Source organism: Cellulomonas sp. Root137, from assembly GCF_001426725.1.
Classification (GTDB): Bacteria; Actinomycetota; Actinomycetes; order Actinomycetales; family Cellulomonadaceae; genus Cellulomonas.
In genome coordinates this window covers 590,517-605,703 of record NZ_LMFG01000001.1, presented here as the reverse complement: position 1 = coordinate 605,703, position 15,187 = coordinate 590,517, and the positions used below count along the sequence as shown (strand labels likewise).

Annotated in this window: 15 protein-coding genes and 1 pseudogene; 12 read left to right on the top strand and 4 right to left on the bottom strand. The window is 72.8% G+C overall.

Annotation, left to right across the window (positions count from 1 at the left end):
* Positions 1–55: 55 nt before the first annotated feature.
* On the top strand, positions 56–583 hold the full coding sequence (locus ASD18_RS02820) for a hypothetical protein (protein WP_056086342.1): 528 nt from the start codon (positions 56–58) through the stop codon (positions 581–583).
* Between the two features lie 11 nt (positions 584–594).
* Here the strand turns inward: ASD18_RS02820 and ASD18_RS02815 are convergent, their stop codons facing one another.
* On the bottom strand, positions 595–1,494 hold the full coding sequence (locus tag ASD18_RS02815) for a helix-turn-helix transcriptional regulator (protein WP_056086339.1): 900 nt from the start codon (positions 1,492–1,494) through the stop codon (positions 595–597).
* 87 nt (positions 1,495–1,581) lie between these two features.
* Here ASD18_RS02815 and ASD18_RS02810 point away from each other — a divergent pair, with 87 nt between their 5' ends.
* Together ASD18_RS02810 and ASD18_RS02805 are read left to right on the top strand one after the other, a co-directional pair.
* Positions 1,582–2,466, top strand: a complete 885-nt coding sequence (locus ASD18_RS02810) for an aldo/keto reductase (RefSeq protein ID WP_056086337.1) — start codon at positions 1,582–1,584, stop codon at positions 2,464–2,466.
* Between the two features lie 72 nt (positions 2,467–2,538).
* The gene (locus ASD18_RS02805; RefSeq protein ID WP_056086333.1) at positions 2,539–3,288 is read left to right on the top strand and encodes a DUF899 family protein; all 750 of its coding nucleotides are present in this window, start codon (positions 2,539–2,541) and stop codon (positions 3,286–3,288) included.
* A gap of 11 nt (positions 3,289–3,299) precedes the next feature.
* On the opposite strand, the gene ASD18_RS21440 is transcribed toward ASD18_RS02805, so the two are convergent.
* Complete coding sequence (locus tag ASD18_RS21440; RefSeq protein ID WP_235522238.1) at positions 3,300–4,202, bottom strand: GNAT family N-acetyltransferase; 903 nt, start codon at positions 4,200–4,202, stop codon at positions 3,300–3,302.
* Between the two features lie 238 nt (positions 4,203–4,440).
* Here ASD18_RS21440 and ASD18_RS02795 point away from each other — a divergent pair, with 238 nt between their 5' ends.
* Genes ASD18_RS02795 through ASD18_RS02785 form a run of 3 tightly spaced genes read left to right on the top strand, consistent with a single transcriptional unit; the run spans position 4,441 to position 7,868 of the window.
* Positions 4,441–6,531, top strand: a complete 2,091-nt coding sequence (locus ASD18_RS02795) for a class I tRNA ligase family protein (protein ID WP_056086330.1) — start codon at positions 4,441–4,443, stop codon at positions 6,529–6,531.
* Between the two features lie 50 nt (positions 6,532–6,581).
* The gene (locus tag ASD18_RS20955; RefSeq protein ID WP_056086327.1) at positions 6,582–7,112 is read left to right on the top strand and encodes a hypothetical protein; all 531 of its coding nucleotides are present in this window, start codon (positions 6,582–6,584) and stop codon (positions 7,110–7,112) included.
* Positions 7,113–7,169: 57 nt separating this feature from the next.
* Positions 7,170–7,868, top strand: coding sequence for a VOC family protein (locus ASD18_RS02785; protein ID WP_056086324.1), 699 nt, complete (start codon positions 7,170–7,172; stop codon positions 7,866–7,868).
* Positions 7,869–7,876: 8 nt separating this feature from the next.
* On the opposite strand, the gene ASD18_RS02780 is transcribed toward ASD18_RS02785, so the two are convergent.
* Positions 7,877–8,389: an Lrp/AsnC family transcriptional regulator gene (locus ASD18_RS02780; protein WP_056086322.1), complete on the bottom strand. Its 513-nt coding sequence runs from the start codon at positions 8,387–8,389 to the stop codon at positions 7,877–7,879.
* A 105-nt stretch (positions 8,390–8,494) separates the two neighbouring features.
* On the opposite strand from ASD18_RS02780, the gene ASD18_RS02775 reads away from it, so the two are divergent.
* The 3 genes from ASD18_RS02775 to ASD18_RS02770 are packed head-to-tail and all read left to right on the top strand — an operon-like array spanning position 8,495 to position 11,643.
* A complete protein-coding gene (locus ASD18_RS02775; RefSeq protein WP_056086320.1) occupies positions 8,495–9,688 on the top strand; it encodes an MFS transporter in 1,194 nt (397 codons plus the stop codon).
* A 45-nt stretch (positions 9,689–9,733) separates the two neighbouring features.
* Positions 9,734–9,886, top strand: coding sequence for a hypothetical protein (locus ASD18_RS20950; protein ID WP_156387861.1), 153 nt, complete (start codon positions 9,734–9,736; stop codon positions 9,884–9,886).
* The gene (locus tag ASD18_RS02770; RefSeq protein WP_056086318.1) at positions 9,883–11,643 is read left to right on the top strand and encodes a glycosyltransferase family 2 protein; all 1,761 of its coding nucleotides are present in this window, start codon (positions 9,883–9,885) and stop codon (positions 11,641–11,643) included. Before ASD18_RS20950 ends, ASD18_RS02770 begins: the two co-directional genes overlap by 4 nt.
* Positions 11,644–11,656: 13 nt before the next feature.
* On the opposite strand, the gene ASD18_RS02765 is transcribed toward ASD18_RS02770, so the two are convergent.
* A complete protein-coding gene (locus tag ASD18_RS02765) occupies positions 11,657–12,505 on the bottom strand; it encodes an SDR family oxidoreductase (protein ID WP_056086315.1) in 849 nt (282 codons plus the stop codon).
* A 143-nt stretch (positions 12,506–12,648) separates the two neighbouring features.
* On the opposite strand from ASD18_RS02765, the gene ASD18_RS02760 reads away from it, so the two are divergent.
* The 3 genes and pseudogenes from ASD18_RS02760 to ASD18_RS02750 all read left to right on the top strand — a co-directional run bounded on the left by ASD18_RS02760 (position 12,649) and on the right by ASD18_RS02750 (position 15,151).
* Entirely contained in the window at positions 12,649–13,542 is an 894-nt protein-coding gene (locus tag ASD18_RS02760) for a helix-turn-helix domain-containing protein (protein ID WP_056086312.1), read from the top strand.
* Positions 13,543–13,551: 9 nt separating this feature from the next.
* A pseudogene (locus tag ASD18_RS02755) lies at positions 13,552–13,885 on the top strand (VOC family protein).
* Positions 13,886–13,969: 84 nt separating this feature from the next.
* Positions 13,970–15,151: a VOC family protein gene (locus ASD18_RS02750; RefSeq protein WP_056086307.1), complete on the top strand. Its 1,182-nt coding sequence runs from the start codon at positions 13,970–13,972 to the stop codon at positions 15,149–15,151.
* Positions 15,152–15,187: the final 36 nt, after the last annotated feature.

Genomic DNA, 15,187 nt, shown 5'->3' with positions numbered 1-15,187 from the left:
CGGGTGAGGACGTTAGGCCTGCGTGACCTGCCCGGCAGCAGGGGACTGTGAGTCCATGAGTGCGCTGCTGGTCTTCGAGTCGATGTACGGCAGTACCGCTGCGATCGCCGAGGCCATCGCCGCCGGGCTGGCCGACCTGCGCATCCCGACCACCGTGTGCGAGGTGGGACTGGCGGACGTCCCGTCGTTCAGCACGCGGCCGAGCCTGCTCGTGATCGGCGCACCCACCCACCAGCGCGGACTGTCCACCGCGCGCACCCGGGACGTGGCACGGGGAGACGTCGCCGAGACCGTGTCGCGTGGTGACGGCGTCCGCGAGTGGCTCGACCAGCTGGTCGGCCGCGTCTCCGGCCAGCCGACCGCCGTCTTCGACACCGCGGTCGCCGGCCGGCTCTCCGGCTCCGCCGCTGCCACGATCGGCAAGCGGCTCACCAAGGCCGGAGCGGTCCTCGTGGTCCCGCCCGAGTCCTTCACCGTGACCGGCCGGAGCAGCGGGCTGCTGCCCGACGAGCTCGAGCACGCCCGGTCGTGGGGCCGCAGTCTCGCCCTGTTCGCGGCGGCCGCTGCCGCCGGCGGCGCCTGACCGCGAGCGACTCAGCCCTGCGCCGGCTCGGCCGCGACCAGGGTCGTCGCCGCCCAGGACGCGAGGACCTTGAGCCCGTCCGCGGACGGTGAGCCGGGGACGGCGGTGTACACGTTGAGCTGCAGCCCCGGGTCGGCTGGCAGGACCAGGGCCTCGTAGTCGAGCTCGAGCAGGCCGACCGCCGGGTGGTGGAAGACCTTGGTGCCCGAGCGGTGGTAGCGCACGTCGTGCGAGGCCCACAGGCGGCGGAAGTCCTCGCTGCGGGTGGACAGCTCGCCGACCAGGTCCGTCAGCCGCTTGTCGTACGGGTTGCGGCCGGCCTCGGCGCGCAGGATCGCGACGGCGTCGTGCGCCATCCGGTCGGCCTTCTCGCCCCAGAACGCGCGCGCACCGGCCGGGTCGAGGAACTGGAACCGGGCCGTGTTCACCGGCCCTCCGGGCGCGAGCTGCGGCGAGTCGTACAGGGGTGCGTAGAGCGCGCGACCGAGCAGGTTGGACCCGAGCACGTCGAGCCGCGCGTTGCGGACGAACGCCGGTGCACCGTCCAGGGCGTCGACGATGCGCTGCACCGCGGGACGCAGCACCGGTGCCGGGGCGCGGCGGGCACGCGTGCGGGAGACCCCCGAGGCGTTCGCGGCGCGGGCCAGGTCGAACAGGTGACCCCGCTCGGCCTCGTCGAGCTGGAGCGCCTCCGCGAGGGACTCGAGGACCTCCTCGGACACCCCCGACAGGTTCCCCCGCTCCATGCGCGTGTAGTAGTCGATGCTCACGCCGGCGAGCATCGAGACCTCCTCGCGGCGCAGCCCGGGCACGCGCCGGTTCCCGCCGTAGGCAGCCAGGTTCGCGCGCTCCGGGGTGATCCGGCCGCGCCGCGTCGTGAGGAACTCACGCGTCTCGGCTCTCAGGTCCATGCCATCGACGGTACGTCTCCCGGGACCTGCCGGGGAGGTAACACCAGACCCTCCCGGTCGTCCGGAACCCTTCGTACCGTGGCAGGCATGACGATCCCCACCCTCACCCTGAACAACGGCGTGACCATCCCCGCCCTGGGCTTCGGCGTCTTCCAGACCCCGCCCGACGAGACCGTCGCCGCCGTCCGCACCGCCCTGGAGGTGGGCTACCGGCACATCGACACGGCCGCCGCGTACGGCAACGAGCGGGAGGTCGGCCGGGCGATCCGCGAGTCCGGGCTGCCCCGCGACGAGGTGTTCGTCGAGACCAAGGTCTGGATCAGCGACTTCGGGTACGACGCCACGCTGCACGCGTTCGACAAGTCCGCCGGCAAGCTCGGCGTCGACACGATCGACCTGCTGATCCTGCACCAGGCGCTGCCCAGCCGGTTCGACCTCACGATCGACGCCTACCGCGCCCTCGAGCAGCTGCTCGCGGACGGCAAGGTCCGCGCGATCGGCGTCTCCAACTTCATGGCCGACCACCTGGCCGACCTGCTCGAGGCCACCACCGTGGTGCCGGCCGTGAACCAGATCGAGGTGCACCCGTACTTCCGCCAGCCCACGGTGCTCGCAGCCGACGCCGAGCACGGCATCGTGTCCCAGGCGTGGTCACCGATCGGCGGCATCACGTTCTACCGCGACGCCGGCCACACCTCCACGCTCGAGGACCCGGTCATCGGCGCCGTCGCGGAGGCTCACGGCAGGACGCCCGCGCAGGTGATGCTGCGCTGGCACCTGCAGCAGGGCCGCTCCGCGATCCCCAAGTCCGTCACGCCCGCGCGCATCGCGGAGAACTTCGCCGTCACCGACTTCGACCTCACCGACGACGAGCTCGCCTCGATCGACGCCCTCGACACCGGCCACCGCGGCGGCCCGGCCCCGGAGGTCGTGACCCTCGAGACGTTCGGCCGCGACATCCCGGAGGCGTGAACCGCTGAGTGTCGATTCTCGGCTCGGTCGCGAGTCTTTCCTGGTGACCGTCGTCGAGACCTGGAGGACACCATGACAACCACACCGCCGGCCCACCCGCCCGTCGTCGACCTGCCCACCTGGCAGTCTGCCCGCGACGCGCTGCTTGTCCGCGAGAAGGCGCACACCCGCGAGGGCGACGCGCTCGGAGCCGCCCGCCGACGGCTACCGATGGTGGAGCTCGACGGGACGGCCGAGGTGGTCGGACCCGACGGCCCGGTCCCGTTCGTGGACCTCTTCCAGGGTCGCGACGAGCTCGTGGTCTACAAGCACATGTGGCACGACGGCGCGCCCCACCAGGGTCAGTGCGAGGGCTGCACCCTCACCGCCTGGCACGTCCGCGACGCCGTCTACCTGAACGCCCGCGGCGTCTCGTTCGCCGTCCTGACCGAGGGCCGCTGGGACGAGGTGGAGCCGTTCGTCGCGTTCATGGGCTACACCCAGCCCTGGTACTCGGTGCGTGGCGTGGACGCTCCCGTCGGCGGCGACATGGGCTCGTTCGCGTGCTTCCTGCGCCAGGGCGACCGCGTGTTCCTCACCTACTCGACGACAGGCCGCGGGGTGGAGGTCGCCGACGGGTCGTTCGGCCTGCTCGACATGACTCCCTACGGGCGCGGCGAGGCGTGGCAGGACGTCCCGGCCGGACGCGAGCCGGGCTGGTTCTGGCGCTCGGACGCCGACGGCACGGCCGGCTGGGCCCCGACGAGCCGGCCCGCGCCGCAGTGGACCCGGCCCGGCGCGACCCCGGAGCAGAGCCTCGGGCGGCACGGCCACCACCACTGACCAGGTTCCGGCTACCGCTGCAGCCTCAGGACTCCCGCGCGCGTCGAGCCGAACCCGCACTGCCGGTAGAACGGTTCCAGGTGGGGCTCGTAGTCGACGTGCAGCCACTCGCACCCGGCCGACCGGACCTCGTCGACCAGCGCCTCGACCAGTCGCCGACCGATCCCGCGACGCTGCCGCTCGGGATCGACCACGGCGTCGAGGAGGAACGCGTGCGCGCCGCCGTCCCAGCACGCATGGACGAAGCCGACGAGGCGATCGTCCTCGAACGCGCCGATCCACGTGAGCGCGTGCCTGCTGAGCCGGCTCGCCCAGGGAACGACCTGCGCGGGCCTCCCGCCGTCGAACGCTCGGGCGTGGAGCCGGGAGAGGGCCTCGTCGTCGACGTCGAACCGCACGGCCAGATGCACGGTGCTCACGTCCGGGTGGCATCGACGGAGGATCTCGTCGACGACGCGCTCGACCGGTGCGGTGGAGTCGATCACCACGCCGCTCGTCGGCACGTCCTGCCTCGTCTGATGCCATCGCACGATGAGGTCCCGGTCCGTGGGCGTGCCGCCGCCCCACTCCTCGTCCGGCCGTGCGTCGAGCCGCCGGTGCAGCGTGGGGAGGTCGACCTCGAGCACGAAGACCTCGTCGAACAGGTCGAGGAACGTGGGGAAGTTCCTCGACCCACCGCAGAAGAACGTGGCCGCGACGCTGCGGTCCGCGGCGAGGGCTCGCACCTTGTCGACGTCCCAGAGGTGGTTCTCGTGCCCGCCGTCGACCGTCGGCACGCCGGTCGACGGATCGCCCTGGTAGGCCAGCTCCCGGTCGCCGTGGACGACCTGGTGGCCTCGCCGCTGCAGCTCGTCGGCCACGGTGGTCTTGCCGGTACCGGAGAGCCCTTCGACGAGATAGTTCCTCCTGCCCATGCGCGGGAACGTACCCGCACCGCGGCGGCGCGTCGGGTGAATTAGGTGCGCCGGAGCGCGCAGCGCACAATGGAGGCATGGCCACCGCGCGCGCACCCCGGTTCCTGGGTTCGCTGCGCCTCGCGCTCGTACCGTAGCCCTCGCCGTCCGTAGGACACCTGGCGAGGGCTCTCCTGCGCTCGTCGAGCAGATCTCGACTCGAGCGACGACTCCAGGACCGTACGGACGGACCACGACCATGCCTACCTCGACCACCCCCGGCGACCGCTATCGGCGCTGGCACGACGCCGGCGCCTTCGCGGCGACCGGAACCCCCGACGCACCGGCGTGGGCGATGATCCTGCCCCCGCCGAACATCACCGGAGACCTCCACCTGGGGCACGCCTACGAGCACACCCTCTCGGACACCCTGACCCGACGGCAGCGGATGACGGGAGCGGACACCCTGTGGCTCCCCGGCCTCGACCACGCCGCGATCGCCACGAACGCACTGCTCGAGCGCCGGCTGCGCGCGGAGGGCACCAGCCGCCACGAGATCGGTCGGGACGAGTTCGCACGCCGCGCGTGGGCGTGGAAGAGGTCGTGCGCCGACGGCATCGCCACCCAGATGCGTCTCCTCGGCGACAGCCCGGACTGGGACCGGCTGACGTTCACGCTCGACGACGGACCGAGCCAGGCCACCCGCTCGGCGTTCACGCGCCTGTTCGACGAGGGCCTGATCTACCGGGCCGAGCGGGATACCCTGTGGTGTCCCGGGTGCGCCACGACCCTGTCCGACATCGAGGCGGACGAGTCGACCGGCACGCCGGCCTGCTCACGGTGCCGGACCGCGCTGGAGATCCGCTCCACCCCCCAGTGGTACCTGCGCACCCGCCCCCTCGCTGCTGCGGCGACCGCGGCGATCACGAGCGGGGCGACGCGCATCGAACCGGCCGACGCCCAGCGGGACTACCTACGGTGGGCGGACACGCTCGACGACTGGTGCATCTCCCGGCAGCTGTGGTGGGGCCACCGGATCCCGATCTGGTACGGCCCCGACGGGGAGGCGCGCGCGTTCGCGTCGGACGAGCAGATCCCTGCCGGGTGGACCCAGGACCCGGACACCCTGGACACGTGGTTCTCGTCGGCGCTGTGGCCGCTCTCGACCCTGGGGTGGCCCGACGACACCCCTGACCTGCGGCGGTTCTACCCGAACGACCTGCTCGTCACCGGCAACGACCTGATCTTCTTCTGGGCGCTCCGGATGATGCTGCTCTGCACCCACCTGGCCGGACAGGCACCGTTCCGGCGCATGCTCTTCCACGGCATGGTCCGCGACGAGCGCGGCAAGAAGATGAGCAAGAGCTTCGGCAACACCATCGACCCGCTGCCGCTCATCGCCGAGCACGGGCCCGACGCGCTGCGGTTCTCGATGGCCAGGAAGGCTCGCCCCGGCGCGGACGTCCCGTTCGGTCTCGACGACCTCACGCGCGCCAGGGGGTACCTGACCAAGCTGCGCAGCATCGCCGGCCTGGCCGCCCGGCTCGGGTGCACCTGGGAGCCCGCGCGGCCGACGCCGCCGCACCTGCTGGACCGGTGGCTTCTGACCCGTCTCGACGACGCTCTGACGGAGGCGGACGCGGGCTACGACGGAGGAGACCTGGCCCGCGCGGCGGACGCCCTGACCCGCCTGGCCGAGGACGACCTGTCGGGCCTGTACCTCGAAGCGCGCAAGGACGACCTGTACGACGGCGACGGCGGTGCGATCGCCACGCTGTCCCACGCGCTGAGTGCGCTGCTCCTGGCCCTGCACCCGATGCTGCCGTTCCTCACCGAGGAGCTCGCCGAGGAGCTCGGCTGGACCGGGATCATGGACCAGGAGCCGTTCCCGACGCCCGCGCAGCCGGACGACGAGGCCGAGTCGGCGGGCGCGCAGCTCCGCGAGCTGCGCGACGCGGCCCGCGCCCACCGGGGTCGGCAGGGATTCGCCGCCGCGGCGTGGCTGCCGGCGCGGGGTGACGGCATCGCCCTGTGGGCCGAGCTGTGCCGCACGGCGCGCCTCACCGACGCGGACCCCGGGGAGGGCACCCGGATCAGCCGGCTGGGCGGGACGTTGACCCTTCCCGCCGCCCCGGAGCTCGACGACGCGCGCCGGCGCTCGCTGGAGCGGCAGCTGGCGCAGGTCCAGGAGCAGGAGGCCCGCCTGTCGTCGCGCCTTGCCGACCCCGGTTTCCTGAGCCGCGCACCGGCTGCCGCGCAGGCGAAGACCCTGGCCGACCTGGAGGCCAACCGCTCCGAGCGCGACCGCCTGCACGGGTTGCTCGCGCGCGCGGCCCGGCCGCGCACGTGACGCCACCGACCCAGCACGGGCGCGCGGGCTCCTGTGGCAGCCTGTCGGGCATGCCCAGCCGCTCGCGCGCCACGGCCGCGCTCGTCGCCCTCGTTCTCGTCGCCGCGAGCGCAGCAGGCTGTGCCTCACGCTCCGGCGCCGCCGCCACGAGCGACCCCTCGGCGTCCACGACGCCGACGGCGGCCTGCCCCGTCGTCGAGGGCCAGGAGATGCCGGACGACTGCGTCCCCTACGACGGCGAGGCGTCGATGGCCCTGAACGACGCGTACCGGCAGCGCTTCGAGCCCAGCGACGACGGCCGGGCCGAGGTCGAGCCGCAGCGCCTGGCCGCGCAGGAGGCTCTCACCTCCCTGGTCGGCGGTCCGTTGTCGGTCGACGCCGTGCAGGACGCGCTCGAGGTCGCCGGGTTCGACCGGGACCTGCCCTGGGTCGCGCCGGCCGGCGATCCGGCCGCACCATCGTCGATCGGCGTGATCATCTCCGTCGGCGGTCTGTGCCTGGTCGGCACGCTCGACGCCGAGCACGCCGAGGTGGAGACCGACGGCATGATCGCCGACGGCGGGTGCGTGCCCGCTCAGTGACGGGCGCACTGCCGAAAAGTGTGTGGCGGGATCTCGCGCCGCGCCTAGCCTGCGAGGGTGCCCTCCCGACTGACGGCCCTCGCGTTCGACGCCCACGACCCCCTCCGGGTGGCCGAGTTCTGGGCCGGGATCCTCGGACATGACGTCGTCGCGGACTCCAGCGGAGCCCTCCTGCCCGGGTCCGACACCCAGGTCGGACTGCGCTTCGTGCCCAGCCCGACGACGAAGGTCGGCCTCAACCGCACCCATCTCCACCTGACGAGCACCAGCCCGGCCGACCAGCAGGCGACCGTCGCGCACGCGCTCCGGCTGGGTGGCAACCACGTGGACGTCGGGCAGCTGCCCGAGGAGGGGCACGTAGTGCTCGCCGATCCCGAGGGCAACGAGCTGTGCGTGATCGAACCGGGCAACAGGTTCCTCGCGGGGTGCGGCTTCCTCGGCGAGGTGGCGTGCACGGGCACCCGGGACGTCGGGCTGTTCTGGGCGGAGGCGCTCGGGTGGCCGCTCGTGTGGGACCAGGACCAGGAGACCGCGGTGCAGTCCCCGCTCGGTGGCACCAAGGTCGCGTGGGGCGGTCCGCCGGTGCCGCCGAAGCAGGGCAGGAACCGCCAACGGTTCGACCTCGACCTCGTCGACGGTGACCTGGAGGCCGAGGTGGACCGGCTCGTCGCGCTCGGCGCCACCCGGTTGGGCGAGGTCGAGGACGGAGCCGTCGAGCTCGCGGACACCGACGGCAACGAGTTCCGACTGGGCTGAGCTCCTGGTCAGGCGTCGTCCGGCCGGGCCTCGCGGCTCCATCCCGGCGACGGCTGCGCGGACCGGGTGTGCGCGGGCGGTTCGGCGACCGGGCGGCCCTCGTACTGGGTGGAGAGCACGATCTGGGTGTCCATCTCCCCGTGCCTGCCGATGCGCTCGAAGATCTCCTCGAGGTGCGGCATCGACGCGGCACGCACCCGCAGGAGGGTGCACGAGCTGCCGCTGAGCTTGTGGATCTCGACGACCTCGGGGAACTCGTCGGACGCCGTGGTCCGGAGCAGGCAGCGTCCGGGTGAGCACCGCAGCTTGATGAACGCGGTCAGGGGGAGGCCCGCGCGCGCGGGGTCGATCCGGGCCTGGTACCCGGCGATCACCCCCGCCTCCTCCAGCCGCCGGACCCGGTCGGCGACCGCGGGCGCGGACAGGCTGACCTTGCGGCCGAGCTGGTTGAACGACAGGCGACCGTCGTCCTGCAGCTCGGAGAGGATGCGCCAGTCCGTGCTGTCGAGCGGTCTGCTCATCCGAAAACCGTAGCGCCGGAACGCCTCGCGATCGACAGGCAAAGTGACGGCAACGCCTCTGATCGGCCATTCACCGAAGGACAACGACTTCGTAGCGTCGATCGCATGACGCCGGGAACCGCACGACTCGCACTCTTCACCGGTGCCGCCCTGAGCAGCGCGGTCATCGCGACGACCAGCACCGTCGCCGCGCTGGTGGCGGTCGACGTCCTCGGGCGAGCCTGGGGCGGGGTGCCCGGCACCGCGGCGGTCGTCGGCACCGGGCTCGGTGCCCTCCTGGTCACCGCGCTCACCCACCGCGCCGGCACCGGGACAGCCCTGCGGCTCGGATACCTGGCGAGCGCGCTCGGCGCCGCGGCCGGTGCGGTCGCCGTGCAGCTCGGCCACGTCCCGCTGCTGGTCGGCGCCATGCTCCTGATCGGCCTGGGGAACGCCGCCGCGCAGCTGTCCCGGTACGCGGCCGCCGAGCTGGTGCCCGCCCGACGACGCGGCGTCGCCATCGGCCTGATCGTCTGGGCCGGCACCGTCGGGGCCGTGGGCGGCCCCCTCCTCCTGCTCCCGACCGCGCGCCTCGCGGAGGCCGTCGGACGGCACGCCCTGTCCGGGGCGTTCCTGCTCAGCGTCCCGGCGGGACTGCTCGCCGCGCTGGCGGTGAGCGGGCTGCGCACGGCCCGGCGACCCCGGACCGGGCGCGGGGTACCCGTGCGGACCGTCCTGGGATCCCCGGCCGGGCGCGACGGCCTCGCTGTGATGGTCACCGGGCAGGTCGTGATGGCCGCCGTGATGACGTCAGTGCCGGTGCAGCTCCACCTGCACCATCACGGGCTGGACGTCGTCGGCGTCGTCCTCGCCGCCCACACGCTCGGCATGTTCGTCCTGTCGCCACTCACAGGTCGCCTCGTCGACCGTCTGGGTCCGGGACGGGTGATGGTGCTCGGCCTCGGCACGCTGCTGGCCTCGACGGTCGTGGCCGCGTCCGGCGCCCTGGTCCCGCAGGCGGTGGGCCTGTTCGCGCTCGGCTACGGGTGGAACCTGTGCTTCGTCGGCGGCAGCGCGTCGCTGGCCGTCGGGCTGCCGGCGGAGCAGCGGGCCGACGTGGAGGGCTCGGTCGAGGCCGTCGTGTGGGTCTCCGCGGCGGCCGGCACCCTCACCTCGACCGTGGTCCTCGCGCTCGCCGGGTGGTCCGCGTTGACCCTGGCGGCCGGCGCCCTCGTCGTCGTGCCCGCTCTCCTGGTGCTGGTCGACCGACGGCGGACGCAGCCTCGGCGTACCGGATCGCCCGCGGACAGCCGGCGGTAGGCTGCCCAACGGCGGTGGTGGCCGACTGGCCGGGGGGTTCGCTCGATGCCGTTGTGGCTGATCATCACGCTCGTCGGGGTGGCGCTCGTGATCGCCGGGTTTGCCGGACTGGGCACGATCCTGCTCTGGCTCGGCCTGATCATCGTCCTCACCGGCCTCGTCACGGCCGTGCTGGCCCAGCGACGGAACCAGCGATGACCCCGACACCGCCGCAGACCTGGCATCGTCGCGCCGCCCGGCTCGGCTGGGTCACCGCCGCGCTCGCCCTGGCCGCCGCGCTGCTGCTGGGGTGCGCGATCTGGCTCCTGGCGACGAGCGCTCCCAAGATCGTCCCGGACGCCGAGCTCACGATCGCCATCCTGCCGGTGGACGTCGAGCTGACGGCACCGCGGCCCATCATCGTCCTGGGTGTGGGCCTGGCGGTCGCGGCGTTCCTGGTCGCGATGGCGGCCCAGCAGACCGCCGCCGCGATGCGCGTCCTGTCGCGGGGTCGCGGGCTCGAGCAGCCGGTTCCCCGCGGCACCGCGGCGCTGGGGCGTCGCGTCCTCGGCGCCTCGGCCACGCGCGCGCTCGCGCTGGACGACCCGCCCCCCTGGCCACGATCCGCCATCCCCGCCGACGCCGCCGCGGGACTGGTCGTCCACTGCACCGTCCTGATCCCGGCGCACGACGAGCAGGCCGTCATCGGTCGGACCCTCACCTCCCTGCTCGGGCAGGTCCGTGCACCGGACCGGATCGTCGTCGTCGCGGACAACTGCACGGACGCGACCGTGCAGATCGCTCGGGACCGCGGCGTCGAGGTCGTCGAGACCGTGGGCAACAGGCAGGCCAAGGCCGGGGCGCTCAACCAGGTGCTGGCCGGACTGCTGCCGACCGCCGGCCCGGCGGACGTCGTGCTGGTGATGGATGCCGACTCGACGATCACGCCCGACTTCCTCGAGGTGGCTCTCGGCCGGCTGGACGACGAACCCGACCTGATCGCGGTCGGCGGTCTGTTCTCCGGCGAGGAGGGTGGGCGGGTCCTCGGGCAGATGCAGCGCAACGAGTTCGCCCGCTACCAGCGGGTGCTCCGCCGTCGGGAAGGCCACGTGTTCGTCCTGACCGGTACCGCGTCGGTGATCCGCGCCTACGCGCTGCGCGCCGTCGCCGAGGCCAGGGGCTCGCTGATCCCCGGCCGGCCCGGGGACGTCTACGACACGCTGGCGATGACCGAGGACAACGAGATCACCCTGGCGCTGAAGACGCTCGGTGCGGAGCTGTCGTCCCCGCCGGAGTGCCGGGTCGTCACCGAGGTCATGCCGACGTGGCGGGACCTGCGCCGGCAACGCAACCGGTGGCAGCGCGGTGCGCTGGAGAACATCGCGGCGTACGGGCTGACGCGCACCACCGCCCACTACTGGTGGCAGCAGGTCGGGCTCGCGTACGGGGTCATCGCGCTGAACTCCTACCTGCTGCTCATGGCGATCGCCCTGCTCGCGGCCGACGGGTTCCGCTGGTCGGCGTTCTGGACCACGGTCGGGCTGGTCTTCCTGATCGAGCGCGTCGTGACGGCCTGGGCTGAGGGGTGGCGGGGACGGTTGGTGGCGTTCCCCCTGGTGATCGAGCTGGGGTACGCGCTGTTCCTGCAGTCGACGTTCATCACGTCGCTCGTGCAGATCGCCACCGGCAAGAAGTCCGGCTGGAACTACGTCCCGCGGCCCACGGTCACGGCGTTCGCCCTGCCCGTGCTGCTCGCCGCGCCCCTGCTGGGCCGGTGGAACCCACTGCCGTCCTCGGTGCTCCAGTCGACGTGGTTCGAGGCGTTGAGCCTGTTCGTGGGCGTGAACACGTTGGTGTTCGCGGTGCTGAGCGTGTTCCAGCTGCTGCCACCGATCCGTAAGTCCGCGCACCGCTTCCAGGCACGTCTGGCAGCGGCACGAGTGCGTCGCGCCGGGTCGGTCGTCGTGGGGCAGTGACTGGTGGCTCTCCTCAGCCTTCGTCGAGGGACAGGGCGGAAGACAGCTCGCGGTGGGCGTCGACCTGGTCGAGGAGAAGCCGCGCCTTCTGCTCGACGCCCTCGACGACGTCGGCCCCCGCGACGAACCGCAGTGGCGGAGTCTCGAGGGCGGCGATGGTGACGAGGGCCGCGCCGAGCTTGGCGGGGTCCCCGCCCTGCTGGCCGTTCATGCTCTTCCACGCCGCGATCGTCTGCGCGGTGCGGTCCGCGTAGTCCTCGATGGACAGCTCCGGCCAGATCGAGGAGGCACCCTCGACGAGGAGCTCGGTCCGGAAGAAGCCGGGCTCGACGATCGTCGTGCTGATCCCGTAGGGCTCGACGTCGTACCGGAGCGACTCCATCCAGCCTTCGAGGGCGAACTTCGACGCCGCGTAGGCGGCGCAGAACTCCTGCCCGATGATCCCGGCGGCCGAGGTGATCGTGATGACGTGACCGCTGCGCTGCTTGCGGAGGACCGGGAGGACCGCGCGGGTGACGTTCAGCGGGCCGAAGAAGTTGGTCTCCATCTGCGCGCGGAACTGCTCGGGGCTGATCTCCTCGAAGAAGCCGGCGTAGAAGTTGCCGGCGTTGTTCACGAGCACGTCGATCCGGCCGAACCGGTCGACCGCCGCACCCACTGCCGTCTCGGCCGCGGCCGCGTCGGTGACGTCCAGTGCGACGGTCAGCAGGTCCTCGTGCGCGCCGATCGCGTCCTCGACCCGCCTCGGGTCGCGACCGGTGGCCACCACCGCGTGCCCTGCGCTCAGTGCCGCCTGGGCGATCTGCACGCCCATCCCACGGCCTGCGCCGGTCACCATCCACACCTGCTGCTGCTCGCTCATGCTCGTGCCTCGATCTCGTCTCGGTCCGCCGCTTCGTGCGGCACCAGCCATGCAACCCGCCACGAGGAGGCTGGAGAAGTCACTGCTGGAGGGCGTACCGACAGCCCACCCCAGGACCGGCGATCCGACCGTACGGTGGCTGGGTGGACAACCGGGACGAGGTCAAGGACTTCCTGCGCACCCGCCGGGCACGGCTCACCCCGACGGACGTCGGCCTGACCGCTTTCGCCAGCACCCGGCGCGTCCCCGGGCTCAAGCGCAGCGAGGTCGCCGACCTGGCGGGGGTCAGCGTCGAGTACTACGCCCAGCTCGAGCGCGGCAACCTGGCCGGGGTCTCGGACAGCGTCCTGGACGCCCTGGCCCGCGCCCTGCAGCTCGACGAGGCCGAACGCACCTACCTGGCCGATCTGGCCCGCGCCGCTGCGCCGGCGACCCGGTCGCGCCGTAGGTCGACCGCCGAACAGGTCCGGCCGGGCGTGCAGCGCCTGCTCGACCTCATCGGCGAGACCGTCCCCGCCATCGTCAACAACGCCCGCCTCGACGCGATCGGTGCCAACGTCCTGGGTCGCGCGCTCTTCGCACCCGTCTACACGACACCCCACCCCGCCGACACCCCGGCCAACCACGCCCGGTTCACCTTCCTGGACGACCGAGCCCGCGACTTCTGGGTCGACTGGGATCGTGCCGCCGACGACGCCGTCTCCCAGCTGCGCACCGAGGCCGGCCGTGACCCCTACGACCGTGCGCTGAGCGACCTGGTCGGCGAGCTCAGCACCCAGAGCCCGGAGTTCCGCACCCGCTGGGCCGCGCACGACGTCCGCCTGCACCGCACCGGGCGCAAGCACGTCCGACACCCCGTCGTCGGCGAGCTGCACCTGGACTTCGAGGTGCTGGAGCTCCCCGTCGACCCGGGCCTCACCCTGATCACCTTCACCGCCCCCGCCGGCTCACCCGACGAGGACGGCCTCCGCATGCTGGCGAGCTGGGGCGCGACCCATCCGGCCACGGAGATCGGGCTGTCCGGGCCGCCTCGCTAGCATCCAGACGTGCCCATCAGGCTGGAGAACGTCGGCATCGCGGTCCGTGACCTCGACGAAGCGATCTCGTTCTTCACCGACCTCGGCCTCACGGTCGCCTCGAGCTCTTCGAGTACATCCACCCCGACGCGATCGAGACGGAGCCCACGCTCCCCACGAGATCGGCATGCACCGCGTCGCCTTCTCCGTCGACGACATCGACGCAGCCCTGGAGATCGCCGCGAGGCACGGCTGCCATCCGCTCCGCGGCGTGGCGACGTACGAGGACGTCTACAGGCTCACCTACGTCCGCGGCCCCAGCGGCATCCTCGTGATGCTCGCCGAGGAGCTGAAGACGACGTAGGGGCGACCCTCCGAGGGCTCCATGGCCCAACTCCACCCGACCCGGAATACTGACCACGACCGTCATCCGGAGGGAGATCGTCCGATGGACTCGACAGGGACCGGAACGGACTGGCGCGTGGTCGACGGCGTGGCGACGGCGTGGTTCGACGCGCCGTCGCTGGTCGGCGGGGCTGCGCTGGCCGGGCGCATCGTGGAGCTGTCGACCGAGGCCGTGGTCGACGTGCGCGCGACAGGCGTCCGGGTGCGCCTCGACCCGGACGAGCACGCCGAGGCCGTGTCGGCGGCCGCGCGGGAGCTCGGGCTGGTCGCGAACCCTGCGGTCCTGCAGCACCTGAGCATCGTGTTCGACTCCGCGGACCCGTCGGCGATCAGGCCGTTCTGGCAGCGCGCGCTCGACTACGCGCCCGGGGAGGACGGCGGTCTGGCGGATCCGTTGCGGCGCGACCCCGCGATACGGCTGCGGTCGTCGACCGAGCCACGGCCGTTGCGGAACCGCATCCACCTCGACGTGGTGCGGCCGGCCGGGGCGGTCGAGCAGGCGGGTCTTGGCGAGGCATACGGCTCGTACGGGGTCTGTCACGCCGACCCCGACGGCAACGAGGTCGACCTCGTGCCGGGCGACGCGCTCGGCGAGGGCAGCGGCACGGCCGACTGGCAGGCGGTCTTCAGCGCGATGGCGTGCTACCGCACCACCTCGCCGACGCAGCAGCGGGACCTGGCCACCGCGGCGGCGGCGCTGGCCGACGACGCCGGCTTCCCGCTGCTGATCGACCTGCGCCCCGGGCTCGTGATCCTCGACAGCGGCAAGGACCAGTGGGTCGACGATGCCCACGGCCTCGAGCTCGACTTCACCGACCTCGCCGCCACCCTCCAGACGGCTGCCCGCGAGCTCGGGGCGACGGCGGATCCGGGCCTGCCGCGCTTCGCCCAGCTCTTCCTCGACGCCGCCGACGTCGACGCGGTCCGCGCGTTCTGGGTCGCCGCACTCGGATACTCCCCCGACCGGCGGGACTGGAACACCGACATCATCGATCCGCGGCGGCTGAACCCCGTGCTGGTGTTCCAGGAGATCGACACGTCGGAGACGGAGCGTCGCCGGCAGCGCAACCGCCTCCACGTCGAGCTCGCGGTGCCGTCGGACCTCGCGCAGACCCGCCTCGCCACGACCCTCGCAGCAGGCGGCCGGCTCCTCGACGAGTCGGAAGGTCGCTGGCAGGTCGCCGACCCCGAGGGCAACGAGCTGGTGATCGTCAGCGGGGCATGAGCTCGCCGTTCCGGGCCGCAGTGGGATGCTGGCCGC

Bases quoted from the DNA above. Each gene is read 5' to 3' on its own strand.
- ASD18_RS02820 (WP_056086342.1), top strand. From the start codon at position 56: ATGAGTGCGCTGCTGGTCTTCGAGTCGATGTACGGCAGTACCGCTGCG.
- ASD18_RS02815 (WP_056086339.1), bottom strand. From the start codon at position 1,494: ATGGACCTGAGAGCCGAGACGCGTGAGTTCCTCACGACGCGGCGCGGC.
- ASD18_RS02810 (WP_056086337.1), top strand. From the start codon at position 1,582: ATGACGATCCCCACCCTCACCCTGAACAACGGCGTGACCATCCCCGCC.
- ASD18_RS02805 (WP_056086333.1), top strand. From the start codon at position 2,539: ATGACAACCACACCGCCGGCCCACCCGCCCGTCGTCGACCTGCCCACC.
- ASD18_RS21440 (WP_235522238.1), bottom strand. From the start codon at position 4,202: ATGGGCAGGAGGAACTATCTCGTCGAAGGGCTCTCCGGTACCGGCAAG.
- ASD18_RS02795 (WP_056086330.1), top strand. From the start codon at position 4,441: ATGCCTACCTCGACCACCCCCGGCGACCGCTATCGGCGCTGGCACGAC.
- ASD18_RS20955 (WP_056086327.1), top strand. From the start codon at position 6,582: ATGCCCAGCCGCTCGCGCGCCACGGCCGCGCTCGTCGCCCTCGTTCTC.
- ASD18_RS02780 (WP_056086322.1), bottom strand. From the start codon at position 8,389: ATGAGCAGACCGCTCGACAGCACGGACTGGCGCATCCTCTCCGAGCTG.
- ASD18_RS02775 (WP_056086320.1), top strand. From the start codon at position 8,495: ATGACGCCGGGAACCGCACGACTCGCACTCTTCACCGGTGCCGCCCTG.
- ASD18_RS20950 (WP_156387861.1), top strand. From the start codon at position 9,734: ATGCCGTTGTGGCTGATCATCACGCTCGTCGGGGTGGCGCTCGTGATC.
- ASD18_RS02770 (WP_056086318.1), top strand. From the start codon at position 9,883: ATGACCCCGACACCGCCGCAGACCTGGCATCGTCGCGCCGCCCGGCTC.
- ASD18_RS02765 (WP_056086315.1), bottom strand. From the start codon at position 12,505: ATGAGCGAGCAGCAGCAGGTGTGGATGGTGACCGGCGCAGGCCGTGGG.
- ASD18_RS02750 (WP_056086307.1), top strand. From the start codon at position 13,970: ATGGACTCGACAGGGACCGGAACGGACTGGCGCGTGGTCGACGGCGTG.